Source organism: Pseudomonas sp. LB3P25, assembly GCF_054897985.1.
This window is the reverse complement of record NZ_CM142711.1, coordinates 6,410,083-6,434,778: the sequence shown is the minus strand read 5'-3', so window position 1 is coordinate 6,434,778 and position 24,696 is coordinate 6,410,083. Positions and strand designations below refer to the sequence as shown.

The 24,696-nt window shown below is 60.0% G+C and carries 24 protein-coding genes; 17 read left to right on the top strand and 7 right to left on the bottom strand.

The window, feature by feature from the left end; genetic code table 11:
* Positions 1–25 precede the first annotated feature (25 nt).
* Both eat and exaC read right to left on the bottom strand, forming a co-directional pair.
* Positions 26–1,396, bottom strand: a complete 1,371-nt coding sequence (gene eat / locus ACYZTW_RS29660; RefSeq protein WP_462002868.1) for an ethanolamine permease — start codon at positions 1,394–1,396, stop codon at positions 26–28.
* Between the two features lie 239 nt (positions 1,397–1,635).
* Complete coding sequence (exaC, locus tag ACYZTW_RS29655) at positions 1,636–3,156, bottom strand: acetaldehyde dehydrogenase ExaC (protein WP_046055564.1); 1,521 nt, start codon at positions 3,154–3,156, stop codon at positions 1,636–1,638.
* A 430-nt stretch (positions 3,157–3,586) separates the two neighbouring features.
* On the opposite strand from exaC, the gene ACYZTW_RS29650 reads away from it, so the two are divergent.
* The 4 genes from ACYZTW_RS29650 (at position 3,587) to ACYZTW_RS29635 (ending at position 8,078) form a co-directional block, all read left to right on the top strand.
* Positions 3,587–5,500 (top strand): sigma-54-dependent Fis family transcriptional regulator, encoded by a 1,914-nt coding sequence (locus tag ACYZTW_RS29650; protein WP_462002867.1) that lies wholly within the window; start codon positions 3,587–3,589, stop codon positions 5,498–5,500.
* Positions 5,501–5,822: 322 nt separating this feature from the next.
* Complete coding sequence (mpl, locus tag ACYZTW_RS29645; RefSeq protein ID WP_462002866.1) at positions 5,823–7,172, top strand: UDP-N-acetylmuramate:L-alanyl-gamma-D-glutamyl-meso-diaminopimelate ligase; 1,350 nt, start codon at positions 5,823–5,825, stop codon at positions 7,170–7,172.
* Positions 7,169–7,801: a flavin prenyltransferase UbiX gene (gene ubiX, locus ACYZTW_RS29640; RefSeq protein ID WP_046048695.1), complete on the top strand. Its 633-nt coding sequence runs from the start codon at positions 7,169–7,171 to the stop codon at positions 7,799–7,801. The genes mpl and ubiX overlap by 4 nt, the downstream gene beginning before the upstream one ends.
* On the top strand, positions 7,794–8,078 hold the full coding sequence (locus ACYZTW_RS29635) for a YceK/YidQ family lipoprotein (protein ID WP_056744541.1): 285 nt from the start codon (positions 7,794–7,796) through the stop codon (positions 8,076–8,078). Before ubiX ends, ACYZTW_RS29635 begins: the two co-directional genes overlap by 8 nt.
* A 57-nt stretch (positions 8,079–8,135) precedes the next feature.
* Here ACYZTW_RS29635 and ACYZTW_RS29630 read toward each other — a convergent pair whose 3' ends face one another.
* The 3 genes from ACYZTW_RS29630 to ACYZTW_RS29620 form a co-directional block, all read right to left on the bottom strand.
* Positions 8,136–8,777 carry an oxidoreductase gene (locus ACYZTW_RS29630; RefSeq protein WP_462002864.1) on the bottom strand — a complete coding sequence of 214 codons (642 nt, stop codon included), beginning with the start codon at positions 8,775–8,777 and terminating at the stop codon, positions 8,136–8,138.
* Positions 8,778–8,804: 27 nt separating this feature from the next.
* Positions 8,805–10,523 (bottom strand): C13 family peptidase, encoded by a 1,719-nt coding sequence (locus ACYZTW_RS29625; protein ID WP_462002863.1) that lies wholly within the window; start codon positions 10,521–10,523, stop codon positions 8,805–8,807.
* A gap of 113 nt (positions 10,524–10,636) precedes the next feature.
* Positions 10,637–11,092: a MaoC family dehydratase gene (locus ACYZTW_RS29620; RefSeq protein WP_008009033.1), complete on the bottom strand. Its 456-nt coding sequence runs from the start codon at positions 11,090–11,092 to the stop codon at positions 10,637–10,639.
* Between the two features lie 195 nt (positions 11,093–11,287).
* On the opposite strand from ACYZTW_RS29620, the gene ACYZTW_RS29615 reads away from it, so the two are divergent.
* The 5 genes from ACYZTW_RS29615 to ACYZTW_RS29595 all read left to right on the top strand — a co-directional run bounded on the left by ACYZTW_RS29615 (position 11,288) and on the right by ACYZTW_RS29595 (position 13,955).
* Entirely contained in the window at positions 11,288–11,650 is a 363-nt protein-coding gene (locus ACYZTW_RS29615) for a CidA/LrgA family protein (RefSeq protein ID WP_462002862.1), read from the top strand.
* Positions 11,647–12,363, top strand: coding sequence for an LrgB family protein (locus tag ACYZTW_RS29610; RefSeq protein WP_008152800.1), 717 nt, complete (start codon positions 11,647–11,649; stop codon positions 12,361–12,363). The genes ACYZTW_RS29615 and ACYZTW_RS29610 overlap by 4 nt, the downstream gene beginning before the upstream one ends.
* Positions 12,364–12,373: 10 nt before the next feature.
* The gene (locus tag ACYZTW_RS29605) at positions 12,374–12,964 is read left to right on the top strand and encodes an LON peptidase substrate-binding domain-containing protein (protein ID WP_008152802.1); all 591 of its coding nucleotides are present in this window, start codon (positions 12,374–12,376) and stop codon (positions 12,962–12,964) included.
* 114 nt (positions 12,965–13,078) lie between these two features.
* Positions 13,079–13,279, top strand: a complete 201-nt coding sequence (locus tag ACYZTW_RS29600) for a hypothetical protein (RefSeq protein ID WP_462002861.1) — start codon at positions 13,079–13,081, stop codon at positions 13,277–13,279.
* Between the two features lie 100 nt (positions 13,280–13,379).
* Complete coding sequence (locus ACYZTW_RS29595) at positions 13,380–13,955, top strand: hypothetical protein (protein ID WP_462002860.1); 576 nt, start codon at positions 13,380–13,382, stop codon at positions 13,953–13,955.
* Between the two features lie 48 nt (positions 13,956–14,003).
* On the opposite strand, the gene ACYZTW_RS29590 is transcribed toward ACYZTW_RS29595, so the two are convergent.
* Positions 14,004–15,320: a bifunctional DedA family/phosphatase PAP2 family protein gene (locus tag ACYZTW_RS29590; protein ID WP_462002859.1), complete on the bottom strand. Its 1,317-nt coding sequence runs from the start codon at positions 15,318–15,320 to the stop codon at positions 14,004–14,006.
* Between the two features lie 115 nt (positions 15,321–15,435).
* A complete protein-coding gene (locus ACYZTW_RS29585; RefSeq protein ID WP_462002858.1) occupies positions 15,436–16,134 on the bottom strand; it encodes a DNA-3-methyladenine glycosylase in 699 nt (232 codons plus the stop codon).
* Between the two features lie 177 nt (positions 16,135–16,311).
* Between ACYZTW_RS29585 and ACYZTW_RS29580 the strand changes: the two genes are divergently transcribed.
* The 8 genes from ACYZTW_RS29580 to ACYZTW_RS29545 all read left to right on the top strand — a co-directional run bounded on the left by ACYZTW_RS29580 (position 16,312) and on the right by ACYZTW_RS29545 (position 24,397).
* Entirely contained in the window at positions 16,312–17,583 is a 1,272-nt protein-coding gene (locus ACYZTW_RS29580; RefSeq protein ID WP_462002857.1) for a glutamate-5-semialdehyde dehydrogenase, read from the top strand.
* Positions 17,552–18,274, top strand: coding sequence for a nicotinate-nucleotide adenylyltransferase (nadD, locus tag ACYZTW_RS29575; RefSeq protein ID WP_462002856.1), 723 nt, complete (start codon positions 17,552–17,554; stop codon positions 18,272–18,274). Before ACYZTW_RS29580 ends, nadD begins: the two co-directional genes overlap by 32 nt.
* 72 nt (positions 18,275–18,346) lie before the next feature.
* Complete coding sequence (gene rsfS / locus ACYZTW_RS29570) at positions 18,347–18,841, top strand: ribosome silencing factor (RefSeq protein WP_046055550.1); 495 nt, start codon at positions 18,347–18,349, stop codon at positions 18,839–18,841.
* A gap of 9 nt (positions 18,842–18,850) precedes the next feature.
* Positions 18,851–19,318: a 23S rRNA (pseudouridine(1915)-N(3))-methyltransferase RlmH gene (rlmH, locus tag ACYZTW_RS29565; protein WP_007937439.1), complete on the top strand. Its 468-nt coding sequence runs from the start codon at positions 18,851–18,853 to the stop codon at positions 19,316–19,318.
* Positions 19,319–19,328: 10 nt separating this feature from the next.
* On the top strand, positions 19,329–21,224 hold the full coding sequence (gene mrdA, locus ACYZTW_RS29560) for a penicillin-binding protein 2 (RefSeq protein WP_462002855.1): 1,896 nt from the start codon (positions 19,329–19,331) through the stop codon (positions 21,222–21,224).
* A 31-nt stretch (positions 21,225–21,255) separates the two neighbouring features.
* Positions 21,256–22,359 (top strand): rod shape-determining protein RodA, encoded by a 1,104-nt coding sequence (gene rodA / locus ACYZTW_RS29555; protein ID WP_462005864.1) that lies wholly within the window; start codon positions 21,256–21,258, stop codon positions 22,357–22,359.
* Positions 22,360–22,376: 17 nt separating this feature from the next.
* Positions 22,377–23,387 (top strand): lytic murein transglycosylase B, encoded by a 1,011-nt coding sequence (gene mltB / locus ACYZTW_RS29550; protein ID WP_462002854.1) that lies wholly within the window; start codon positions 22,377–22,379, stop codon positions 23,385–23,387.
* Positions 23,387–24,397 carry a septal ring lytic transglycosylase RlpA family protein gene (locus ACYZTW_RS29545; RefSeq protein WP_462002853.1) on the top strand — a complete coding sequence of 337 codons (1,011 nt, stop codon included), beginning with the start codon at positions 23,387–23,389 and terminating at the stop codon, positions 24,395–24,397. The genes mltB and ACYZTW_RS29545 overlap by 1 nt, the downstream gene beginning before the upstream one ends.
* Positions 24,398–24,696: the final 299 nt, after the last annotated feature.

Sequence of the window (24,696 nt, the reverse complement as noted above, 5' to 3'; positions counted from 1 at the left end):
GCAACAGGCCCGGCGCCGGTGCAACTCAGACGCCTTCTAGCATCGCGTCCGCCGGTGCGTCGAAGCGCTGCTTGGCGGTCAATTGGAAATACAAGTAACCGGCAGCCATAAATCCGAGGAACACACACCCGATCAGCGTATTGAACCAGGCCATCGCCACCAGGCACACCACCGCCAGAAACAGCGCAATCCCCGGCACGATCGGATAACCCGGCGCGCGGAAGGTGCGTTCAAGGTTCGGCTCGGTTTTACGCAGTTTGAACAGGCTCAGCATACTGATGATGTACATCACGATGGCACCGAATACCGACATGGTGATCATTGCTGCCGTCAGGGTCATACCTTGCAGGTTGACCAGACCGTCGCTATAGATCGCCGCGATGCCGATCACGCCGCCGGCCAGGATCGCCCGGTGCGGAGTCTGGAAGCGCGAGAGCTTGGCCAGGCCGCGAGGCAAGTAACCGGCCCGGGCCAGCGCAAAGAACTGCCGTGAGTAGCCAAGAATGATCCCGTGGAAACTCGCCACCAGACCGAACAGGCCGATCCACACCAGCATGTGCATCCAGCTCGAATTGTTGCCGACCACCGCTTTCATCGCCTGCGGCAACGGGTCGTTGATGTTCGACAGTTGACGCCAGTCACCGACGCCGCCCGCCATCACCATCACGCCGATGGCCAGGAACACCAGGGTCAGAATGCCACTGACATAAGCCCTGGGAATCGTACGTTTCGGGTCCTTGGCCTCTTCGGCCGCCATCGCCGCGCCTTCAATGGCGAGGAAAAACCAGATCGCAAAGGGGATCGCCGCAAAGATGCCAGGGATCGAGCCCAAGGTGAACTCGTTGGCGCCCGACCAGCCGTTAAGCGCGAAATTACTGAAGCTGAAGCCCGGCGCAACGACGCCCATGAACACCAGCAATTCGGCGACCGCCAGCACGGTGACTACCAGTTCAAACGTCGCGGCGATGCTGACGCCGAGGATATTCAAGCCCATGAACACGAAATAGGCGCCAACGGCGGCGATCTTGGGGTCCAGTTCGGGGTATTGCACGTTGAGGTAGGCGCCGATGGCCATGGCAATCGCCGGGGGCGCAAAGACGAATTCGATCAGCGTGGCGATGCCGGCGATCAGTCCGCCTTTCTCACCAAAGGCCCGCCGGCTGTAGGCAAACGGCCCGCCGGCGTGGGGAATCGCGGTAGTCAATTCGGTGAAGCTAAAGATGAAACAGGTGTACATCGTCGCCACCATCAACGCGGTGACGAGGAACCCCAGAGTCCCTGCGGTGCCCCAGCCGTAACTCCAGCCGAAGTACTCGCCGGAAATCACCAGGCCGACGGCAATGCCCCATAAATGCAGGGTGCCGAGTGTGGGTTTGAGCTGTGTAGTAGAAGTCATAAGTCCTCGCTGTCTTTTTTATTGTTTGATCTGTTGGACTTTCAGGTACGACGTTTTCGTGTAGAGCGGGCACGCAAAGCCCGTGCCAGAGCGGCAGGGCAATGTTTGGTGTGTCATTGAGGACGCCTTCGCGAGCAGTCTCGCTCCCACAGGGGGAACGCGGTGTAAATGTGGGAGCGAGCCTGCTCGCGAAAGCTATGTGAAGGGCGACACAGGAATACCTGTCCCGCCCCCGGTTTTTAGAAGAAGCCCAGTGGATTGATGTCGTAGCTCACCAGCAGGTTTTTGGTCTGCTGATAGTGATCAAGCATCATTTTGTGGGTTTCACGACCCACGCCGGATTTTTTGTAACCGCCGAACGCGGCGTGTGCCGGGTACAGGTGGTAGCAGTTGGTCCACACACGACCGGCCTTGATGGCGCGGCCCATGCGGTAGGCGCGGTTGATGTCGCGGGTCCAGAGACCGGCACCCAGGCCGAACTCGGTGTCGTTGGCGATGGCCAGGGCTTCGGCTTCGTCCTTGAAGGTGGTGATGCTCACCACCGGGCCAAAGATTTCTTCCTGGAACACGCGCATTTTGTTGGTGCCCTTGAGCAGGGTCGGCTGGATGTAATACCCGGTCGCCAGATTGCCCTCGAGTTTTTCCACCTTGCCGCCGGTCAACAGCTCGGCGCCTTCGCCCTTGGCGATTTCCAGGTACGAAAGGATTTTGTCGAATTGCTGCTCGGACGCCTGGGCGCCGACCATGGTGTCGGTGTCCAGCGGGTCGCCACGTTTGATCGACAGGACTTTTTTCATCACGACTTTCATGAAGTCGTCGTAGATCGACTCTTGCACCAATGCACGGGATGGGCAGGTGCAGACTTCGCCCTGGTTGAAGAACGCCAGCACCAAGCCTTCGGCGGCCTTTTCGATGAAGGTTTCTTCGGCTTGCATGATGTCGGCGAAGAAGATGTTCGGCGACTTGCCACCCAGCTCCACGGTGGACGGAATGATGTTTTCGGCGGCGCATTTCATAATGTGCGAGCCGACCGGGGTCGAGCCGGTGAAGGCGATCTTGGCGATGCGTTTGCTGGTAGCCAGCGCTTCGCCGGCTTCTTTGCCGAAGCCTTGCACGACGTTCAACACGCCCGGCGGCAGCAGGTCGCCGATCAGCTCCATCAGCACGGTAATGCCCAGTGGCGTTTGCTCGGCAGGCTTGAGCACCACGCAGTTACCGGCAGCCAGGGCCGGGGCGAGTTTCCAGGCGGCCATCAGGATCGGGAAGTTCCACGGAATAATCTGGCCGACCACGCCCAGCGGTTCATGGATGTGATACGCCACGGTGTTGCCGTCGATCTCAGCGGCGCTGCCTTCCTGAGCGCGGATGCAACCGGCGAAGTAGCGGAAATGGTCGGCAGCCAGCGGGATGTCGGCGTTGAGGGTTTCGCGAACGGCTTTGCCGTTGTCCCAGGATTCGGTGATCGCCAGGACTTCGAGGTTTTGTTCGATGCGGTCGGCGATTTTCAGCAGCACCAGCGAGCGAGCCTGGGCGGACGTGGCGCCCCAGGCATCGGCGGCCGCGTGGGCAGCGTCCAGGGCTTTGTCGATGTCTTCGGCCGTGGAGCGCGGGAATTCGGCAATCGGTTGGCCATTTACTGGCGAGGTATTGGTGAAGTACTGACCTTTAACAGGCGCGACGAACTCGCCGCCGATGTAGTTACCGTATTTGCTCTTGAACGAAACGATAGCGCCTTCAGTACCGGGGTGAGCGTAACGCATGGTGATTTCTCCTTGGCTTTTGTGCTTATAAGGGAGAGCGCATGTGCGCTTGCTATAAGCGTAGAGCAAAGGTCGGGCCACTGCCTTGCAGGTCAGGAAAATCAAGGCCTTACGCGGTTTTTGTCGGACAGGTGGGCGGCGCCTGTGACGCTTTCGGTACAGCCTCCGTGACACTTTGTACCGTCTTCGGCACAACCTGTGACCGGGCGGTCTTGCCAGCATTGCAATGACGGCTAGGCTGGAGGATGCTCGGCGTTCTGTGGCGAGGGAGCTTGCTCCCGTTGGGCTGCGAAGCAGCCCCCAAAATGTCTGCCGAACATGATCGTTGGCGAGCGCTTCGCACTCGAGCGGGAGCAAGCTCCCTCGCCACAAGGTGATGCCAGCCCTTGAATATGGGGAGCAGCTCGGCTTTCGGGGAGAACAATAAGAAATGCACGACAACCATTTGAGTCGCCATGCCCAGCAGGTCCTGACCGTCACTCAGGGAAAATCCCACCTGCACGGCCCCGGCAGCGATCCGTCGATTGCCCGTTCCTGGCTGCGCTGTCTCGAGGATTATCACCTCGACCCGGCCCTGACCATGGCACCCACGGTGCTGGAACATGGCCGCGTCCTGGAAAGCCGCGAACGCTTGCAGCAAGTGCTGCACATCGCCGGCAGTGAAATGACCAGCCTTCATCAGCAACTCTCCGGTGCCGGCCACGCGGTCCTGCTGACCGACGCCCGCGGCGTGATCCTCAATTGCGTCACTGCACCTGCCGAGCGGAAGATTTTCGAACGCGCCGGCCTCTGGCTCGGTGCTGACTGGAGCGAAGCCTGCGAAGGCACCAACGGCATCGGCACCTGTCTGGTGGAGCGTCAGTCGCTGACCATCCACCAGGACGAGCACTTTCGCGGCCGTCACACCGGCCTGACCTGCTCGGCGAGCCCGGTATTCGACCCGCATGGTGAACTGCTGGCGGTGCTCGACGTGTCCTCGGCGCGCCACGAGGTTTCTCGTCAAAGCCAGTTCCACACCATGGCCCTGGTCAATCTTTCGGCGAAGATGATCGAGAGCTGCTATTTCCTGCGCTACTTCGACAATCAGTGGTTGCTGCGTTTTCACCTTCAGGCTGAATCCGTCGGGCTGTTCAGCGAAGGGTTGTTGGCATTCGACGGAGAAGGGCGGATCAGCGCGGTCAACCAAAGCGCGCTGAACCTGCTGGGGCATATTCGCGGTGGGCTGCTGGGCAAACCGGTGGAGGCGTTTTTCGACTGCTCGCTGGATGAATTGCTCGGCCGCGCCAGCGTCAATGCCAGCGCCAGTTGGCCGTTGCGCACGCGCGACGGGCGGAGTCTGTTTGCGGTGTTGCGGGGCCAGCCACGCAGCATTCCGGTGCCGGTGGTGCAAAGTGCGGTGATCGCCGAACCTTCGCGTTTGTCGGGCATTTGTCTGGGCGACACGGGGTTGCAGGAAGATTTCCGCAAATCCTTGCGCGTGTTCGAGCGGGACGTACCGCTACTGATCAACGGCGAAACCGGGTCCGGCAAAGAAGCGTTTGCCAAAGCCGTCCACCAAGCCAGCCAGCGAGCAGAAAAAGCCTTCATTGCCCTCAACTGCGCAGCCATCCCAGAAAGCCTGATCGAGAGCGAACTGTTTGGCTATCGCGGCGGCAGCTTTACCGGTGCGCGTAAGGAAGGCATGCGTGGCAAGTTGCAGCAGGCCGATGGCGGCACGTTATTCCTGGATGAAATCGGCGACATGCCCTTGGCTTTGCAGACCCGGCTATTAAGGGTGCTGGAAGATCGTCAGGTGGTGCCGATCGGTGGCGAGCCGGAGTCGGTCAACGTACGAATCATCAGCGCCACTCACCGTAATCTGCTGGAACGGGTGCAGGACGGCAGCTTCCGCGAGGATTTGTATTACCGGCTCAATGGGCTGGAAGTTGCACTGCCGGCATTGCGTGATCGCAGTGATAAATCCCAGCTGCTCGACTTTTTGCTGGCCGAAGAGGCGGGAGGGGAAACCGTATTGATCGACGGTCCGGCACGCCAGGCGCTGCTGGCCTTCGCCTGGCCGGGAAACGTGCGGCAGTTGCGCAATGTGCTGCGCACCTTGGCGGCGTTGTGTGATGGCGGGCGGATTGGGCTGGAAGATTTGCCGGCGATGATTCGTCAGGCTCGGCCGCCCGTTGCGTTGGCGGTCGAAGAGACTTCCGAGCATCCGCTGGATAATGCCGAGCGGTTGGCGTTGCTGAATGCTCTGGAGCAGACGCGTTGGCATATGACTCACACGGCTGAACAGTTGGGTGTCAGTCGTAATACGCTTTACAGGAAACTGCGTAAGCATGGGATTGAGCGGTAGGCCTTTAGATCCAGCCCTCACCCTAGCCCTCCCGAAACGTCGGACCGCCCGTAGGGAGAGGGGACTGACCGAAGTGTCTTTCGAAATACATCGACCTGAAATTCCGAGTCGAACTCAGGTTACGAAAACCATGGAGATCGGCTCCCTTTCCCCCCTCTCCCCCTTGGGGCGGTCCGACGTTTCGGGAGGGCTGGGGTGAGGGGTGGATCCGGAGTCAGCCCCACATCCCTAATATCACCACCCCCAATCCACCCCATCACCTAAAGAGTGCGATTTTCCCCACCCTACGCTAACCTGCGGCCATGTTTTACGAGGTCGACTAATGCACATTCACATTCTTGGTATCTGCGGCACTTTCATGGGTTCGATGGCGGTTCTGGCCAAAGAGCTGGGCCATCACGTGACGGGCTCCGATGCCAACGTCTATCCGCCGATGAGCACTCAACTTGAGGCTCAGGGCATTGAGTTGACCCAAGGCTACGACCCGGCGCAGCTCGATCCGGCACCGGATCTGGTCGTGATCGGCAATGCCATGTCCCGCGGCAACCCGGCTGTCGAATACGTGCTGAACAAAGGTCTGCCCTACGTCTCCGGCCCGCAATGGCTGGCGGATCACGTGCTGCAGGGTCGCTGGGTGTTGGCCGTCGCCGGTACTCACGGCAAAACCACCACCAGCAGCATGCTCGCCTGGGTGCTGGAGCACGCGGGCATGAGCCCGGGTTTCCTGATCGGCGGCGTGCCGCAAAACTTTTCGGTGTCCGCTCGTTTGGGTGGCACACCGTTCTTCGTGATCGAAGCCGACGAGTACGACAGCGCGTTCTTCGACAAGCGCTCCAAGTTCGTTCACTACCGCCCGCGCACGGCGATCCTGAACAACCTGGAATACGATCACGCCGACATCTTCCCCGATCTACCAGCCATCGAGCGGCAGTTCCACCATTTGGTGCGGACCATTCCGAGCGAAGGCCTGGTGATCCATCCGACCGCCGAGCCGGCGTTGCAGCGTGTGATCGAGATGGGTTGCTGGACCCCGGTGCAAACCACCGGTGCCGGCGGTCAGTGGCAGGTCAAACTGCTCAGCGACGACGGTTCGAAATTCGAAGTGATGTTCGAAGGTGTTGCCCAGGGTGTGGTCGAGTGGGACATGACCGGTCAACACAACGTCGCCAACGCTCTGGCCACGTTGGCTGCGGCCCGTCACGTCGGTGTTGTGCCGTCCATGGGCATCGCTGCTCTGAGTGCATTCAAAAGCGTCAAGCGCCGGATGGAGAAAGTCGCGGAGGTCCGTGGCATTACCATTTACGACGACTTCGCTCACCATCCGACGGCTATTGCGACGACCCTCGACGGTCTGCGCAAGCGCATCGGCGATGCACCGTTGATTGCGATCATCGAGCCGCGCTCCAACTCCATGAAGCTTGGTGCTCACCGCGATGGCTTGCCGGAAAGCGTGGTCGATGCCGATCAAGTGATCTGGTACGCACCGGCCAACCTCGGCTGGGATCTGGGGGCTACTGCTGCGTTGTGCACGGTACCGTCGATCGTCAGCGATTCGCTGGAAGGCATCATCGAGCGCGTGAAGAGCCAGGCTCAGCCCGGTACTCACGTGGTGATCATGAGCAACGGTGGCTTCGGCGGCCTGCACGGCAAACTTGCCGAGGCGCTGCAATGAACAACGGCCCGGAACGCATCACGCTGGCGATGACCGGTGCTTCGGGCGCCCAATATGGTTTGCGCCTGCTTGACTGCCTGATTCGTGAAGACCGCGAAGTGCACTTCATGATCTCCAAGGCTGCGCAACTGGTGATGGCCACTGAGACTGACGTTACGTTGCCGCCGAAAACCCAGATGATGCAGGCCTTCCTCACCGAATACACCGGCGCTGCCGCCGGACAGATTCGGGTGTACGGCAAGGAAGACTGGATGTCGCCGGTGGCCTCGGGCTCCGGCGCGCCGGCGGCGATGGTGGTGGTGCCGTGTTCCACGGGGACCTTGTCGGCTATCGCGACGGGGGCCTGCAACAACCTGATCGAGCGTGCCGCCGACGTCACCTTGAAGGAGCGACGTCAGCTGATTCTGGTGCCGCGAGAGGCGCCGTATTCAAGCATTCATCTGGAGAACATGCTCAAGTTGTCGAACATGGGCGTGACGATTTTGCCGGCGTCGCCAGGCTTTTATCACCAGCCGCAAACCATCGACGACTTGATCGATTTCGTCGTGGCGCGAATTCTCAATCTGCTGAACATTCCCCAGGACATGCTGCCACGTTGGGGCGAACACCATCTGACCAGCGATGAATAAGCTGCTGACGATTGTGTTGGCGCTGCAATTGGCCGGCTGCGCCACGGCGCGAACGCTCGATGCCGCCAAGCCTGGGGCGCCAGTGGTGTATTCGGGGACGCGTCTGGATTTGTATGCCATGAATGGCGGTTGCTGCGCCATGGACCGCTTCGGCGCCGAAGCCCCAAGCTATCCGGGTGTCGACCTGCCAGCCAGTGCGTTGCTCGATACGCTGCTATTGCCGCTGTCGGTGCTCACGGTGATTGGGGTAAGTTTTCAGGCGACGGGCGGGTTGTAAGCCCGAGCGCGGCTCTTGTGGCGAGGGAGCAAGCTCCCTCGCCACAAGTCCGGCGGATTACTTGCCTAACTTGCGTAACTCATCCGACTCGACAACCCGCACCCCATCCTGCTCTTCCAGCGCCAGTCGCCACATGGCGCGGGCCAGTTGGCAGGCTTCGATGCCGCGGTATTTGCCGGGGATCAAGCGGGATAACGGCCCGACGAATTGCTCGGCCGTGCGCGGTACGAGTCGCTCGCCCAGCAGCAACGAAGGTCGGCAAATGGTCAGTTGCGGCCAGTCCTGTGCGCGCAATGCATATTCCATCTCGCCTTTGACCCGGTTGTAGAAAATAGAGGACCTGCGATCGGCCCCCAGGGCACTGATCACGATCAGGTGCCGTGCGCCCATCTCCCGTGCACGTTTGGCGAACGCCACCACCATGTCCAGATCCACTGCGCGAAACGCCTGTTCCGAGCCGGCCTGCTTGATGGTGGTGCCGAGACAGCAGTAGGCGATGTCGACGCGACCGTTCAGTTGCGGCAGAAACACCGCCGGGTCGCCGACCGGGTTTTCCAGATGGGGATGCTCGGCCAGTGGCCGGCGTGAGGGGGCTAGTACCCTTGAAATCGTTGGCTCATTGAGCAGGCGATCAAGTAAATGTTCACCGGTTAACCCGGTAGCTCCGGCAAGCAATACATGCTGAGGCGTCAAGTACATAGTGTTTCCCCCTTGATACTGTTCAGCTTAGTTGTTCTTTGCATCCTTGTTGCTGATAGAGACACTTTGTAGTGCTTTTCGTGCCTGCTGTTTGCGTAACAGCTGCCAGTGGGACAGAACGGTTTTCGGTGCCCAGATCTGCGGCTCGGAGGCTTCGAAGCTGTCCGCCAGTTCGCGCTCGGCGACGGTGGCCTTGGCCAGTTTGAAGGCTTGCTCCAGATCGTCGGTCTGGTTCAGTGCCTGGGCGAACAGCGCGTCACCGAAGTAGGTGAAGTTGGCTTCTTCCGAGCAGCCGAAGGACACGCGGTCAGCCCGCGAGGCGGTCATGATCAGGGTGCGTTCATCCTTGAGAGCCGGAATGAAGCCACCGGAGTAGCAGGACGAAATCACGATGATCTTGTCGCGGTTTTTCAACGGGGCGAGAACCGCGGCGAGTTCGTCGGCCGGTAGATCGGACAGTTCCATGCGCGGCTGGTCGAGCACCAGTTCGTGTTCGCTGGTGCCGTGGCTGGTCATGTAAATGAATATCAAGTCTTCCGGGCCACTGCGTTCGGCCAGGGTGGCGGCGGCGCGGCGCAGGTTTTCCCGGGTGGCCATCGGCCGGTCGACGAGGTGGTCGCGATGGTTCACCAGGCGGATCTGCCCAAACGCACCAAAGCGGCTGCTGAGCATGTTGCTGACGTAATCGGATTCGCGCAGGAACACGCTTTGTTTGCCGTCACCGCCGACTGTCAGGGTGTACAACTCGACCGCCGGGGTCGAAGCCGGCACGTTGGACAGTGCATCGTCGAGCAAACGGCCCTGGGCCAGCAAACCGAGTTCCAGGCTATCGGGCAGCAGCTTGCCATCGGCATCGCGAACACGCTGGCCATTGATCCACGTACCGCTTTGCACTGTGCCGTCAGTCAGCACCAGGGTGCCGCGCCCCGAGTAACTGTCACCGTCGAATTGGCCGATGTAGAAGCTGCCGTCGGACAGGTTCAATCGACCTTGGCCGGTGAAGCGCCAGTCACTGAACTGGCCGATGTAATGGCTGCCGTCGGCGCCGATCAACTCGCCCTTGCCGTTCAGCGATCCTTCCTTGAACTGACCGAGCCAGACATCACCGTCGGCGTTTTCGTAGCGACCCTTGCCGTGCAGTTGGTTGTTCTTGAAACCGCCGACATAGATATCGCCGTCGGCACTGTTGAACGTCCCATTGCCTTCGAGCTGACCATCGACGAAATGCCCGGTGAACTGATTGCCGCTGGCGTCGCCGCGTTGGCCTTCGCCATTGGGTTTGCCGCGGGCGAACTGGCCCTGATACGAGCTGCCGTCGTCGAGTTCGAGACGACCGAGCCCTGAATATTGATCGGCCTTGAATTCACCGCGGTAGGTCATACCGTTTTCTTTGAGGGTGCCTTCGCCGTCCCGTCGACCGGCTTTGAAGCCGCCGGTGAAGCTGCTGCCGCTGGTGGTCAGTGTGCCCTTGCCGTCGAACAGCCCTTGATTGAATTCCCCGCGATAGACTTCGCCGTTGCTGCCGTGCCACTCACCCTGGCCATGCCATTGGCCCTTGTCGAAGTCGCCGGCGTACCAGCTGCCGTTCGGGTAATCGATACGGCCCTGGCCTTGCAGCAATCCGTTGACCAGTTCACCGCGATAGCGTCCGCCGTCCGGCAATCGGGTGTCGGGGGGCAATAGCGATTCGCCGTCGCCGCAAGCGGTGAGCAATAGGGTCAGAGCGAGGAGTGCAAGTGAGCGCATAGCGGGATCCGGGCAATTAGGCGAGCGAGTATGCCGCAGCTCTATGACCTTATATAGCCGGGAAAACAGGAGAGGGCGCGAAACAGCGTGAGCTGCTTCGCATCCGGGATGGTTTACACGAAGCAGAGGGACAGAGGCTCGGCGATGTAGGCCGGTTTGTCCGAGCCTTCGATCTCAAGCGTGGCGGTGGCTTTGAGCAGCCATTGGCCGGGTTTCTTCTCGATGACTTCGTTCATGTCGACCTTGAGCCGAACCCTGGAGTTGACCTTCACTGGCTGGATGAAACGTACGCTGTCCAAGCCGTAGTTGACCACCATCTTCGCCCCTTCAGGCAGGATCAGGATGTCTTCCATCAGTTTGGGGATCAGCGACAGCGACAGGAAACCGTGTGCAATGGTGCTGCCAAATGGCGTTTGCGCGGCTTTGACCGGGTCGACGTGGATGAACTGATAATCCCCTGTGGCTTCGGCGAACAGGTTGATGCGCTCCTGATCGATGGTGAGCCATTCGGAACGTCCGAGTTCCTTGCCGACATAATCTTTGAGCTCTGCAACGGGAACATAGGGCATTGAGCATCTCCTTGGGTTCATCGGTTTTATAGTGTTGAGGTGGGGGGATTTGACCTCCCGGATTACCACTTTAGATCAACATGGCAAATGGCTCCGGTCAACTGACCATGATTTTGGCGAATGCCGGTCTATAGCGTTGACGTGCTTATAATGCTCGGCCCGCTTGTGCGGGAGGATATTGGCGGGAGATGACGGATGTTGTTACGTGGCCTGACCTGGCTGGTGCTGTTCCAATTGCTGGGCACAGCCATCAACCACTTGTTTTTACCGATACTGCCGGGGCCGATTGTCGGCCTGCTGTTGCTGCTGGTGTTCCTGATCAGCCGCGGCCAGGTCGGCGAACCGCTGAACCTCGCGGCCAGCAGTCTGCTGCGTTACCTGCCGTTGTTGCTGGTGCCGCCCGCCGTGGGTGTGATGGTTTACGCCAAAGACATTGCCGCAGATTTCTGGGCCATCGTCGGCGCGCTGGTGTTGTCACTGTTGCTGTCCCTGGCCTTCGCTGGCGTGCTGATGCAGCGCATGGTCAAGCGTCACGCTCATCGTGAGGGCGACCAATGATCTTCGACTGGCACGGCGCCTGGGCGTCGGTGATTCATCATCCGTTGTTCGGCATCGGTATTACGCTGGGTGCTTATCAGCTGGTGCTGGCGGCGTTCGAGAAAACCCGCTGGATCTTTCTGCAACCGGTGCTGGTCTCGATGCTGCTGGTGATCGGCGTACTGGTGGGGTGCGGCCTGACCTATGCGGAGTACCGCAAGAGCACCGAGATCCTCAGCATCCTGCTCGGGCCTGCGACCGTTGCGCTGGCTGTGCCGCTGTACCTCAATCTGCGACGCATTCGGCAGTTGTTCTGGCCGATATTTACTACGCTGGTGATAGGTGGCGTCGTCGCCACCGGCATGGGCGTATTGCTGGGCTGGTCGTTTGGTGCCGAACACATGATCCTGATGACCATGGCACCGAAGTCGGTGACTTCGCCGATTGCCATGCTGGTGGCAGAACAGATCGGTGGCGTTGCGGCGCTGGCGGCAGTCTTCGTATTGATCACCGGGGTGATCGGGGCGATCTTCGGGCCGAGTCTTTTGACCCGGCTGGGTGTGCACAGCCCTGAGGCACGCGGCATGGCGCTGGGCATGACGGCGCACGCGGTCGGCACGGCGGTGGCGATGCAGGAAAATGAAGAATGCGGCGCCTTCGCGGCGCTGGCGATGAGTCTGATGGGCGTGGCCACGGCAGTTTTCCTGCCGTTGGCGGTGTCGATGGTGGTGTAAGGAATTGTCTATGAGCTTGCCGCTTTTTCCGCTGAACACGGTGTTGTTTCCGGGTTGCATCCTCGATTTGCAGATTTTCGAGGCGCGTTACCTGGACATGATCAGTCGCTGCATGAAACAGGGCGGCGGCTTCGGCGTGGTGTGCATCCTCGACGGCGAAGAAGTCGGCATCGCCCCGGCGGGCTACGCGCTGGTCGGATGCGAGGCGCTGATCACTGATTTCAAACAGCAGGACAATGGCTTGCTGGGCATTCGGGTACAGGGCGGGCGGCGTTTCCACGTGTTGCGCACCGAGATTCAGCGCGATCAATTGACCGTCGCCGAGGTCGAGTGGCTGGAAGACGAGCCTGAGCAACCGCTGCAGGATGAGGACGCGGACCTGGTTGCGCTGCTTAAAGCGTTGGCCGAACACCCGATGGTCGAGGCGCTGAACATGGGCACTGAAGCGACCGGGCAACAATCGCTGGCCAATCAGCTGGCGTACCTGTTGCCGTTTGCCGAAGTGGACAAGATCGACCTGCTGCAACTCGATGATCCGCAGCAGCGACTGGATGCGATTCAGGCGCTGCTGGATGAGTTGCAGGGTGAATTGTTTGCTTAGTTGTACTTTGTATTAACTTGGTTTGTCTGCCAGCATTGTTTTGATTTTGTCTTTGTCTTAATTTCAAGTTGCCCACAAGGCGTGGGTTGTCTGATTAATGATAAGGATGGGATCATGATTATTTATGAAGATGAATGGGCGTTCTGGGATGATATTGCCGGCAAGTATATTTTGAAGCATTCCGCGGTCGATCATAATGTCGATAGAATTATAGACGCTGCGGGCGTTTATGCTGACTTGATGGTGCTTGAACGCCGTAAGCGCAAACGCGTAAAACTTCCTGTTAAAGACGCGCCCGTGGCGGCAGCCGCTTAGGCAGTCTTTCTGTATTTAGTCGATTTTCTTGTTTTCAGAGTTCCCGGCTGAATGGGCGGGTATTAAATAATATCGAGTTTAATACAGTACAGGTGGTTTTATGTTCCTGGATAATAACAAAGCATTTACAGCTAATCTTTACGTCAACGGTCTGCCCTTGGTGCTCAATCAACAGCGTCTGAAGCTACGGCTGCGCGACCCACGGATCACCAGGCGCGAGCAGTTGGATGTCGAAGTCGCGCTGGCCGACAGGAACGGCTCGAGTTTTGTTACGCTCGCCGATCATGAAGATGACAAACCCTTGTTGCTGAAATTTGTTCCGCACGGTGACAACTATGTTGTCACCGTCGTTCTGCGGGGTATTTATGAAGGATGGCGCTTGAAAATAGAAGGCGGTACGCATCATTTGTCCGTGAGTGATAACGCGCCATCCGATTATTTTTCAATCCGTAAAAATGGTGTGCCGAAAGCCGGGCTTGCAGATCTTGCCGCAGGCCCCTCTTATGTTCATCTTGTGAGCGAGGCAAATAAACACGCTTTGTATCGTGCCAAGGTGGGTGGAAATATAATCTTCAAAGATGTAGATCCGAATGTGACGGGGCACGATGCTTTTAATAGCGAACCTGCCACTTTCGTACTCAAGATTATTGATAAGCCCACTGTGGTGGAAGAGTGAGTTCGCGCCATTCATTCGTGCGATGAGTGGCGCTGTTTATCGGCATCTTTAATACGCATACCGCAACATCGCATGCGGCAAATGCCGCAACGCGAAGAACCCGAACAGCGCCACCAGCGCCGGAAGCACCAACCACCAGACCTTCGGTGGCATGGCGTTGAGCGGTGCCGGGCGCTGATTCAGCCACAAACTCGCGGCACACACGCACGCCGCCAGCATGGCGCCGGCCAACACATCCGTTGGCCAGTGCGCGCCGAGGTACACCCGCGACATGGCAATCGCCAGCGCCGGCAAGCCCCCTACCAGCAGCCAGGTCAGACGCATCCGCGGTGGTTGTCCGCGGCCGGCCAGCACGGCTAGCGTCAGAAACAGCGCAAAAGAGCCCGAGGCGTGGCCGCTGGGCATGCTGTAGCTGGTCAATGGGTCACTCAGCACTTCCGGGCGCATACGGGCGAAAAAGTGTTTGGTCACGGTGTTGCCCAGCGCGGTGCACAGCAGAGTGCTGCCGGCAAAGATCGCTTGTCGCCATTGTCGGGTGAGCAACAGCAAACCGGTCAGCAGGGCGCTGAACACCAGCATGTTGCGGTATTCGCCGATCAGCGTGAACGTCACCGCCACCTCATCGAGCAGCGGGCTGCGGTGTTCCTGCACCAGGGTCATCACGCCCTGATCGAGGGCGGTCAGGTGCGGATAGCCAATAAACAGTCCCGCCAAAATAAGGAAGCTCATCCCGGTAATCAGCATCGTCGCTTTGCGATGACGGCGCAGACTGCTGGTGACGCTCAGGCCCACCATGATGGCGATGCTGCCGGCGACGATCCCCGCCTCAGGCCAGAACCCTTCAGGCAATGGCAAGCGAATCGCCGCGCCCGTGGCCCAGCCGGGCAGCAAGTAAGCGACGCTCCAGCCTGCGGCGGCCAGCAGGCTGACAGCGGCGAAACGCGGGAACGGCATGTCGAACATCCCGGCGACCATTGGCAGCATCGGGCGCAGGGGACCGATAAAGCGTCCGACCAACAGGCTGGCGATGCCGTAACGCTGGAAATACGCCTCGGCCCCGGCGATCCATTCCGGGTGATGACGCAACCCTGGCAGGCGCCGGATGTTCTGGTGGAAATGTCGTCCGATGAAGTAAGAGACGATATCGCCTAGAACGCCGGCGACGAACCCCAGTAATAGCGTTTCGCTCAATGACAGCGCGCCACTGCCGGCCAGTACCGCCACGGCGAACAGCAACACCGTGCCGGGCACGATCAGTCCGGCAATCGCCAGGCATTCCACGAAGGCCACTATGAACACCGCCGCGGCCAGCCATTGCGGGTTGACCGTCAACCAACCGGTCACGCTATCGAGCCATGGGCCCATAAAAACAACTCCCTCTGATATTCATTAGTCCCATGGGACGAATGCATCTTCAAAACATTACAGATCCCCCTGTGGGAGCGAGCAGGCTCGCTCCCACAGGGGGGATTTTCATTGTTCAGGAAAGCAAAAAATAATCGCGACCTTCGACCTGCCCCCGTCGCAGCGGGTTGCGCGTGCAATACGGCGCGTAAGCCGCATCGACGAAGCGGTACATCAAATGCTCATCGCGCCCGTGGGGAATGCCCAGGCGCGTGGTTTGTATGATGTGAACAGGCGCCGGGCCGACATCTTCGACTAACAGCACATCATGGTCGAAGCGCTTGGCGTCCCAGACCGGCACCTTCAGGCCCAGCGCCTTGCAGAGCAAAGTCTGTCCGGCGCAAAGCTTTTGCGAGGGGCGAGGGCGACCTTGGGCGTCGGGATTGTTCAATAGCATCTGCGCCAGGCTCGCCGGCCCGCTCAAGTCATCGACCCACGGATAGGCGGATTTGATCAATACCGCATTGCCCGGACCCTGAGCGCTGAAGTTCAGGGAATCGCCGCCTCGGGCGTAATACATATAGATGTGGCCGCCATCCAGAAACAAAGCCTTACGTTTTTCTGTGTAGCCGAGGGAGGCGTGGCTGCCTTTTTCTTCGCAGTAATAGGCTTCAGTCTCGATAATCCGGGCGCTGAGCCACAGGTCGCCAACCCGGTGACGGATGACTTTGCCGAGTAAGTCCCGGGCCAGCGTTTGGGCATCTCTGTCGAAAAATGCATCCGCGAGCCCCTTGGGCAGGCTCGTCGCGGACGTGCGAACAGTCAGGTTGGTCATGATGAACGGCGTTTATCAGGGCTGATTGAGCCGTGATGATAACAATTTGCAGCTTAATCACGGCTGAACGTCGGCAAATTGCCCTCCATTTCGACCATCCGCCCGTCACCGCTGTTAGTCGGGAGACGTGACAGCTATAATCTGCCGCTTTCCTCTTTACCAAGTCCACGCCAGACCATGACTGAGTCCGTTCTTGACTACATGACCCGCTTGGGTCGCGCTGCCCGCGAGGCTTCTCGCGTCATCGGCCGTGCCAGCACCGCGCAGAAAAACCGCGCCTTGCAGGCTGCTGCCAATGCGTTGGACGCTGCACGCGCCGAGCTGACGGCTGCCAATGAACTGGATTTGGCCGCTGGCCGCGCCAATGGTCTTGAACCCGCGTTGCTTGAGCGTCTTGCGCTGACCCCGGAACGCATCGACGGCATGATCGTCGGTTTGCGTCAGGTAGCGGCTCTGCCGGACCCTGTCGGCGCGATCCGCGACATGAGCTTTCGGCCGTCGGGCATCCAGGTCGGCAAGATGCGCGTGCCGCTGGGCGTGATCGGGATCATCTACGAATCCCGTCCCAACGTGACCATCGATGCCGCCAGCCTGTGCCTGAAGTCTGGCAACGCGACCATCCTGCGTGGCGGTTCCGAGGCGATTCATTCCAATCGTGCCATTGCCGCCTGCATCCAGCGCGGTCTGGCCGAAGCCGATTTGCCTGCCGCCGTGGTGCAAGTGGTCGAAACCACTGACCGTGCCGCCGTCGGCGCGCTGATCACCATGCCTGAATACGTCGACGTTATCGTGCCCCGTGGCGGCCGTGGCCTGATCGAGCGCGTTAGCCGTGACGCCCGCGTGCCGGTGATCAAGCACCTGGACGGCATCTGTCACGTTTACGTCAGTGCTCACGCCGACCTGCCGAAAGCCCAGCGCATCGCGTTCAACGCCAAGACTTACCGATATGGCATCTGCGGTGCGATGGAAACGCTGCTGGTGGATCAATCCGTTGCCCAAGATTTCCTGCCGTCGATGGCGTCACAGTTCCGCGAAAAAGGCGTCGAACTGCGCGGTTGCGAGCGCACGCGGGCGATCATCGATGCTGTCGCGGCAACAGAAGAAGACTGGAACACCGAATACCTGGCGCCGATTCTCTCGATCCGTGTGGTCGATGGGCTGGACCAGGCTATCGAGCACATCAATAAGTACGGCTCCCATCACACTGATTCGATCGTCAGCGAAAACCTTGCGGACACCCGGCGTTTCGTCGCGGAAGTCGATTCATCGTCGGTGATGATCAACACCCCGACGTGCTTCGCCGATGGCTTCGAGTACGGATTGGGTGCCGAGATTGGCATTTCTACTGATAAGCTGCACGCCCGCGGCCCGGTGGGCCTCGAAGGGCTGACCTGCGAGAAGTACATCGTGGTCGGTGATGGCCAGTTACGCGGCCAGGCGTCGGTTTGACTTGGGCGACCTCGACCTGTCAGCCCTGGAAGCCGCCAGCGAGCCCGCCCCTCGACGTATTGGCGTGCTGGGCGGGACCTTCGACCCGGTGCACATCGGCCATTTGCGCGGTGCGCTGGAAGTTGCCGAATCGCTGGCGCTCGACGAGTTACGTCTGACACCCAGTGCCAGACCGCCGCATCGCGGTACGCCGCAAGTATCGGCGAAAGACCGTCTGGCGATGGTCGAGTGCGCGGTGGCCGGTGTGGCACCGTTGGTGGTGGACGCCCGCGAACTGCAGCGGGACAAACCGTCCTACACCATCGACACCCTGGAACTGATGCGCGCAGAACTTGCCGCCTCCGACCAGGTTTTTCTACTTTTGGGCTGGGACGCATTTTGCGGCCTGCCCACTTGGCACCGCTGGGAAGAGTTGCTCCAGCATTGCCACATCCTGGTGCTGCAACGCCCGGATGCCGACAGCGAACCGCCGGATGCCTTGCGCAACCTGCTGGCAGCGCGCTCGGTGAGCGACCCGCTGGCCCTCAAAGGGCCGAGCGGACAGATTGCATTCGTCTGGCAGACACCGCTCGCGGTATCCGCCACCCAGATCCGTCAACTGCTGGCCAGCGGTAAGTCGGTACGTTTCCTGGTGCCCGACGCGGTCCTGGCCTACATCGATGCGCACGGACTCTACCGTGCGTCGAACTGAAAAAGGGAGCGCTTCAAAACACGTGAACGCGTGTACCGAAGCGCCCGAACATACGAGCAAAACGAGTTTTATATGACTGACAAAGACGTAACTAAAGTAAAGCGCAAAGGCACGTTCAAGAGCGCCCCGCTGCCAGTAGAAGTTCCAACCGGGCCGGAGCTGCGTGGCGAAGAACTGGTCAAGGTTGCCGTAGCGGCCCTGGAAGACGTGAAGGGCCAGGACATCCAGGTCATCGACGTTCGTGAAAAGCAGAGCATCACTGACTTCATGATCATCGCGACCGGTACTTCGAACCGCCAGATCGGCGCGATGCTGGACAAGGTCCGCGAAGCGGTCAAAGCCCTGGGCGTCAAGCCGCTGGGTGAAGAAGGCAAGGGCGACAGCGACTGGGTCCTGCTGGATATGGATGATGTCATCGTGCACATGATGACCGCTTCGGCTCGTCAGTTTTACGACCTGGAGCGTCTGTGGTCCGGTGCAGAGCAGAGCCGTGCTCTGAACGCGGCTCACCACAGCCCGGAAAACACCCATGAGCACTTCGTCAAGCTCAACAAAGACCAGCAATAAGGGATCGCTGTGCGACTGCGACTGATCGCCGTCGGTTCACGCATGCCCAAGTGGGTGGAAGAAGGCTGGCATGAATATGCCAAGCGTCTTCCGTCCGAGCTGGCGCTGGAACTGGTGGAAATACCGCTCAACACCCGTGGCAAGAACGCCGACGTGGCGCGCTTCATCCGCCAGGAAGGCGAAGCCATGCTGGCCAAGGTCGGGCCGAACGAGCGCGTTGTCACCCTCGAAGTCCACGGCAAGCCCTGGAGCACCGAGCAGCTGGCGGTCGAGCTCGATCGCTGGCGGCTGGACTCGCGCACGGTGAATTTCATGGTCGGCGGCCCCGAAGGGCTGGCGCCGGAAGTCTGTGCCCGGGCCGATCAGCGCTGGTCGCTCTCGCCGTTGACGTTGCCGCATCCGCTGGTGCGAATCCTGATCGGCGAACAGCTGTATCGTGCCTGGACAGTCTTGTCCGGCCACCCTTACCACAAGTAGTTCTGCCCTCATGCCCCAGCCGATCCGCATCAAGGACCACGAAAAAGACGCCCGTCTGGTGCGTGGCCGCGTCGTGTTCGGGGCAATTGCGGTGGTGTCGCTGATCTGTGTGCTGATTGCGCGGCTGTATTTCCTCCAGGTAATTCAGTACGAGTACCACTCGACCCTGTCGGAAAACAACCGCGTCCATGTGCAACCGATTCCGCCGACGCGCGGGCTGATCTTCGACCGCAATGGCGTGGTGGTGGCCGATAACCGGCCCAGCTTCAGCCTGAGCATGACCCGCGAGCGCTCCGGCGACTGGCAGCAAGTGCTCGACGTGATCGTCGAAGTGCTGGAGCTGACGCCCGAGGATCGGGTGATCTTCGAGAAACGCATGCGTCAGGGGCGCCGGCCGTTCGAGCCGGTACCGATCCTGTTCGAGCTGACCGAAGAACAGATCGCGCGGATCGCTGTGAACCAGTTTCGCCTGCCTGGGGTGGAAGTGGTCGCGCAACTGGTTCGTCACTATCCACAGGGTGCGCACTTTGCGCACTCGGTGGGTTACATGGGGCGGATCAACGAGAAAGAACTCAAGTCTCTTGATCCGGTGAGTTACAGCGGCACCCATCAAATCGGCAAAACCGGCATCGAGCGCTTCTATGAGCCGGAGTTGCACGGTCAGGTCGGTTACGAAGAAGTCGAGACCAACGCTCGTGGCCGCGTGCTGCGGGTGCTCAAACGTACCGAGCCGATTTCCGGCAAGGACATCGTCCTGAGCCTGGACATCAAATTGCAGGAGGCCGCCGAAGCCGCGCTGGGTGGTCGTCGCGGCGCGGTAGTGGCACTGGACCCGAAAACCGGCGAAGTGCTGGCAATGGTCAGCCAGCCGAGTTTCGACCCGAACCTGTTCGTCACCGGCATCAGCTTCAAGGCCTATTCCGAGCTGCGCGACTCCATTGACCGGCCGCTGTTCAACCGCGTGCTGCGTGGTCTGTACCCGCCGGGCTCGACCATCAAGCCTGCGGTGGCGATTGCCGGTCTGGATTCGGGTGTGGTCACCGCTTCGACCCGGGTCTTCGACCCGGGTTACTACATGTTGCCCAACTACGATCACAAGTACCGTAACTGGAACCGCACTGGCGACGGCTACGTGGATCTGGATACGGCGATCATGCGGTCCAACGACACCTACTTCTATGACCTGGCCCACAAGCTGGGGATCGATCGGTTGTCGACGTACCTGGGCAAGTTCGGCATTGGCCAGAAGGTTTCCCTGGACATGTTCGAAGAGTCGCCGGGGCTGATGCCGTCTCGTGAGTGGAAGCGTGCAACCCGTCGTCAGGCCTGGTTCCCGGGCGAAACGCTGATTCTGGGGATCGGCCAGGGCTACATGCAGTCCACTCCGTTGCAGTTGGCCCAGGCCACGGCACTGGTGGCCAACAAGGGCGTGTGGAACCGCCCGCACCTGGCCAGGACCGTCGAGGGCGAGAAGCCCAAGGATCAAAATCCGATGCCGGACATCATCCTGCGCGACCCGTCGGACTGGACCAAGGTCAACCACGGCATGCAGCAGGTGATGCACGGTGCCCGTGGTACCGCGCGCAAGGCATCGATCGGCGCGCAATACCGGATTGCCGGCAAAAGTGGTACGGCCCAGGTGGTCGCCATCAAGCAGGGCGAGAAGTACGACCGCTCCAAGGTTCAGGAACGCCACCGTGACCACGCCTTGTTCGTCGGCTTCGCGCCGGCCGAGAACCCGCAAATCGTGGTGTCGGTGATGGTCGAGAACGGTGAGTCCGGTTCCGGCGTCGCCGCGCCGGTGGTGCGTCAAGTCATGGACGCCTGGCTTCTGGACCAGGACGGTCGGTTGAAGGCCGAATACGCCAGCCCTATCAGTGCGGAGGCTACGGCCCGTGAAGAGTAATTTCGATCGCATCCTCTCCAGCGAGGATGTGATGCGTCGCCGTGCGACGCTGTTGCAACGCCTGCACATCGACGGCCCGTTGCTGATCCTGCTGTTGACCCTCGCGGCCGGCAGCCTGTTCGTGCTGTATTCGGCCAGCGGCAAGAGCTGGGACCTGTTGGCCAAGCAAGCCACTTCGTTCGGCATCGGCCTGGTGTCGATGATCGTCATCGCTCAGTTCGAGCCGCGCTTCATGGCCCGTTGGGTGCCGGTCGGTTATGTGCTCGGCGTGCTGTTGCTGGTGGTGGTGGACGTTATGGGCCACAACGCCATGGGCGCCACACGCTGGATCAACATTCCCGGGGTGATCCGTTTCCAGCCCTCGGAATTCATGAAGATCCTGATGCCCGCGACCATCGCCTGGTACTTGTCCAAGCGCACCTTGCCGCCGCAGCTCAAGCATGTGGGCGTCAGTCTGTTTCTGATCGGGTTGCCGTTCATCCTCATCGTGCGTCAGCCCGACCTCGGCACTTCGTTGCTGATCCTCGCCGGTGGCGCTTTCGTGTTGTTCATGGGTGGCTTGCGCTGGCGCTGGATCATCAGCGTGATCGCCGCCGCCGTGCCGGTGGCCGTCGCGATGTGGTTCTTCATCATGCACGACTACCAGAAGCAGCGAATCCTGACCTTCCTCGATCCCGAGAGCGATCCGCTGGGCACGGGCTGGAACATCATTCAGTCGAAAGCCGCCATCGGTTCCGGCGGTGTGTTCGGCAAGGGTTGGTTGCTCGGTACCCAGTCGCACCTGGACTTCCTGCCGGAAAGCCACACCGACTTCATTATTGCGGTCATGGGCGAAGAATTTGGCCTGGTGGGCATCTGCGCACTGCTGCTGATTTACCTGCTGTTGATCGGCCGCGGACTGGTGATTACCGCCCAGGCCCAGACATTGTTCGGCAAATTGCTCGCGGGCAGCCTGACCATGACGTTTTTTGTTTACGTTTTCGTCAACATCGGTATGGTCAGTGGCCTGTTGCCGGTTGTGGGGGTGCCGTTGCCGTTCATTAGCTACGGAGGAACTTCGCTGGTGACGCTGCTGTCAGCGTTTGGGGTTTTGATGTCGATCCATACCCATCGTAAGTGGATCGCTCAGGTTTGAATAAGGTGAAGATTTCAATGCAAGTAATGCGTGGCTGGGCGACTCGATATGCGCCATGGGTCGGCCTGGTAAGCATCCTTGGCACAACGCAGGAAGCGTTGGCCGGCGATTACGAAGGCTCACCCCAAGTGGCCGAATTCGTCGGTGAAATGACCCGCGACTACGGTTTTGCCGGCGAACAGCTGATGGGCGTGTTCCGCGAAGCCGAGCGCAAGCAGTCGATTCTGGACGCGATCTCGAAACCTGCCGAGCGGGTCAAGCAGTGGAACGAATATCGCCCGATGTTCATCACCGACGCGCGCATCGCCCGTGGTGTGGATTTCTGGCGTCAGCACGAGGCGGTACTGGCCCGTGCTGAGCAGGAATACGGCGTGCCGGCGCAGGTTATTGTTTCGATCATTGGTGTTGAGACCTTTTTCGGCCGCAATACCGGCAATTTTCGGGTAATCGACGCCTTGTCGACCCTGGGTTTCGACTATCCTCCCCGTGCCGAATTTTTCCGCAAGGAATTGCGTGAGTTCCTGTTGCTGGCCCGGGAAGAGCAGGTCGATCCGCTGACCCTCAAAGGCTCCTACGCCGGCGCCATGGGGTTGCCGCAGTTCATGCCGAGCAGTTTCCGCGCCTATGCGGTGGATTTTGACGGTGACGGCCACATTAATATCTGGACCGATCCGGATGATGCCATTGGCAGCGTCGCCAGTTATTTCAAGCGTCACGGCTGGGTGGCCGGCGAACCGGTGGTCAGCCGCGCCGAGGTGCGTGGCGATCAGGTGGACGAAGGTTTGACCGCGGGCATCGAACCGACTAAAACCGTCGGGGAGTTGCGGGCGCTGGGGTGGTCAAGTCATGATGCGCTGCGCGATGATATGCCGGTTACGGCTTTCCGCCTGGAAGGTGACAATGGCCCCGAATACTGGATGGGCCTGACGAATTTTTACGCAATCACGCGTTATAACCGCAGCGTGATGTACGCCATGGCCGTACATCAACTGTCTGAACAGCTGGTCCAAGCACGGGGCGTCAAGTAATGCGGGCATTGCCTATGAATAAACCCCTGAAGCTGATGGCATTCGCCGCGTTGGCGGTGCTGATCGCCAGTTGTTCGACCAGTCGTTCGCCGACGCAAAAGTCTTCCACCGTCGTGCGCGCAGCGCCAGGCCTGGACATCAACCGCGCGCACAAAGATGGCGCGCCGTGGTGGGACGTCGATGTATCGCGCATCCCGGACGCCACGCCGACCCTGCACTCCGGTCCTTATAAAGCCAACCCGTACACCGTGCTGGGCAAGACCTACTTTCCGCTGCAAGACTCCAAGACGTACGTCGCCTCGGGTACGGCGTCGTGGTACGGCACCAAGTTCCATGGCCAGAACACCGCCAACGGCGAGGTCTATGACCTGTATGGCATGAGTGCCGCCCACAAGACTTTACCGCTGCCGAGTTACGTTCGGGTGACTAACCTGGACAACAACAAGAGCGTGATCCTGCGGGTCAATGACCGTGGGCCTTTCTACTCGGACCGCATCATCGACTTGTCCTACGCCGCCGCGAAGAAACTCGGTTACGCCGAAATCGGCACGGCAAGGGTCAAGGTCGAAGGCATCGACCCGCAAACGTGGTGGGCCGCCAAAGGCCGTCCGGCGCCTTTGATGCTCAACGAGCCTCAAGTAGCGCAAAATGCCGCGCCGACGATTACCGCTTCGGCGGGGACGGTCGAGCAATGGACACCACCGCCGCAGCAACACGCCGCGGCCGTTGTGCCCGTGCAGATCGATGCAAAAAAAAACGCTTCTGTACCAGCCTCTGGCCAGTATCTGCAGGTGGGCGCGTTCGCCAACCCGGACGCTGCAGAACTCCTGAGATCGAAGCTCAGCGGGATGGTGAGCGCTCCGGTGTTCATCAGCTCGATCGTGCGCAATCAACAGACGCTGCATCGGGTGCGCCTGGGGCCGATCGGTTCGCCGGGTGAAATCCAGCAAGTGCAGAACAGCGTGCGCCTGGCCAATCTTGGTTCGCCGAGCCTGGTCACTGCCGAGTAATACGTAGTACTTGATTGACGGTTCGCTTGCGGTTTGGGGGGTGGACCTGGTTGTTGGCTCGTTAAAGAACAAAAGCCCGGCAAGGGTTACAGAGTGAGCAACTGAACACGCGATGACCCGTAGGGTTTGTTCGAAAACTCGCCGAGCGGCGATCAGGCAAGGCAAAAACAGGCGCGGAAGCGGAGTGTAGGGGACCTACATGAGCATTCTGAGCCTGTTTTTAACGCAGCATGATCGTCGCGCAGGTAGTTTTCGGGCAAAGCCTGAAGGTTGTCTGATTAGTTTTGCCTTTAGGCAGT

Coding starts and splice junctions, on each gene's coding strand:
- ACYZTW_RS29625 (WP_462002863.1), bottom strand. CDS start 10,523: ATGCGCTCACTTGCACTCCTCGCTCTGACCCTATTGCTCACCGCTTGC.
- rsfS (WP_046055550.1), top strand. CDS start 18,347: ATGACTGACAAAGACGTAACTAAAGTAAAGCGCAAAGGCACGTTCAAG.
- exaC (WP_046055564.1), bottom strand. CDS start 3,156: ATGCGTTACGCTCACCCCGGTACTGAAGGCGCTATCGTTTCGTTCAAG.
- ACYZTW_RS29630 (WP_462002864.1), bottom strand. CDS start 8,777: ATGTACTTGACGCCTCAGCATGTATTGCTTGCCGGAGCTACCGGGTTA.
- ACYZTW_RS29580 (WP_462002857.1), top strand. CDS start 16,312: ATGACTGAGTCCGTTCTTGACTACATGACCCGCTTGGGTCGCGCTGCC.
- ACYZTW_RS29620 (WP_008009033.1), bottom strand. CDS start 11,092: ATGCCCTATGTTCCCGTTGCAGAGCTCAAAGATTATGTCGGCAAGGAA.
- ACYZTW_RS29590 (WP_462002859.1), bottom strand. CDS start 15,320: ATGGGCCCATGGCTCGATAGCGTGACCGGTTGGTTGACGGTCAACCCG.
- ACYZTW_RS29595 (WP_462002860.1), top strand. CDS start 13,380: ATGTTCCTGGATAATAACAAAGCATTTACAGCTAATCTTTACGTCAAC.
- ACYZTW_RS29615 (WP_462002862.1), top strand. CDS start 11,288: ATGTTGTTACGTGGCCTGACCTGGCTGGTGCTGTTCCAATTGCTGGGC.
- nadD (WP_462002856.1), top strand. CDS start 17,552: ATGGCCAGTTACGCGGCCAGGCGTCGGTTTGACTTGGGCGACCTCGAC.
- ubiX (WP_046048695.1), top strand. CDS start 7,169: ATGAACAACGGCCCGGAACGCATCACGCTGGCGATGACCGGTGCTTCG.
- ACYZTW_RS29650 (WP_462002867.1), top strand. CDS start 3,587: ATGCACGACAACCATTTGAGTCGCCATGCCCAGCAGGTCCTGACCGTC.
- ACYZTW_RS29605 (WP_008152802.1), top strand. CDS start 12,374: ATGAGCTTGCCGCTTTTTCCGCTGAACACGGTGTTGTTTCCGGGTTGC.
- mrdA (WP_462002855.1), top strand. CDS start 19,329: ATGCCCCAGCCGATCCGCATCAAGGACCACGAAAAAGACGCCCGTCTG.
- mltB (WP_462002854.1), top strand. CDS start 22,377: ATGCAAGTAATGCGTGGCTGGGCGACTCGATATGCGCCATGGGTCGGC.
- mpl (WP_462002866.1), top strand. CDS start 5,823: ATGCACATTCACATTCTTGGTATCTGCGGCACTTTCATGGGTTCGATG.
- ACYZTW_RS29600 (WP_462002861.1), top strand. CDS start 13,079: ATGATTATTTATGAAGATGAATGGGCGTTCTGGGATGATATTGCCGGC.
- ACYZTW_RS29610 (WP_008152800.1), top strand. CDS start 11,647: ATGATCTTCGACTGGCACGGCGCCTGGGCGTCGGTGATTCATCATCCG.
- ACYZTW_RS29545 (WP_462002853.1), top strand. CDS start 23,387: ATGCGGGCATTGCCTATGAATAAACCCCTGAAGCTGATGGCATTCGCC.
- ACYZTW_RS29585 (WP_462002858.1), bottom strand. CDS start 16,134: ATGACCAACCTGACTGTTCGCACGTCCGCGACGAGCCTGCCCAAGGGG.
- rodA (WP_462005864.1), top strand. CDS start 21,256: ATGCGTCGCCGTGCGACGCTGTTGCAACGCCTGCACATCGACGGCCCG.
- ACYZTW_RS29635 (WP_056744541.1), top strand. CDS start 7,794: ATGAATAAGCTGCTGACGATTGTGTTGGCGCTGCAATTGGCCGGCTGC.
- eat (WP_462002868.1), bottom strand. CDS start 1,396: ATGACTTCTACTACACAGCTCAAACCCACACTCGGCACCCTGCATTTA.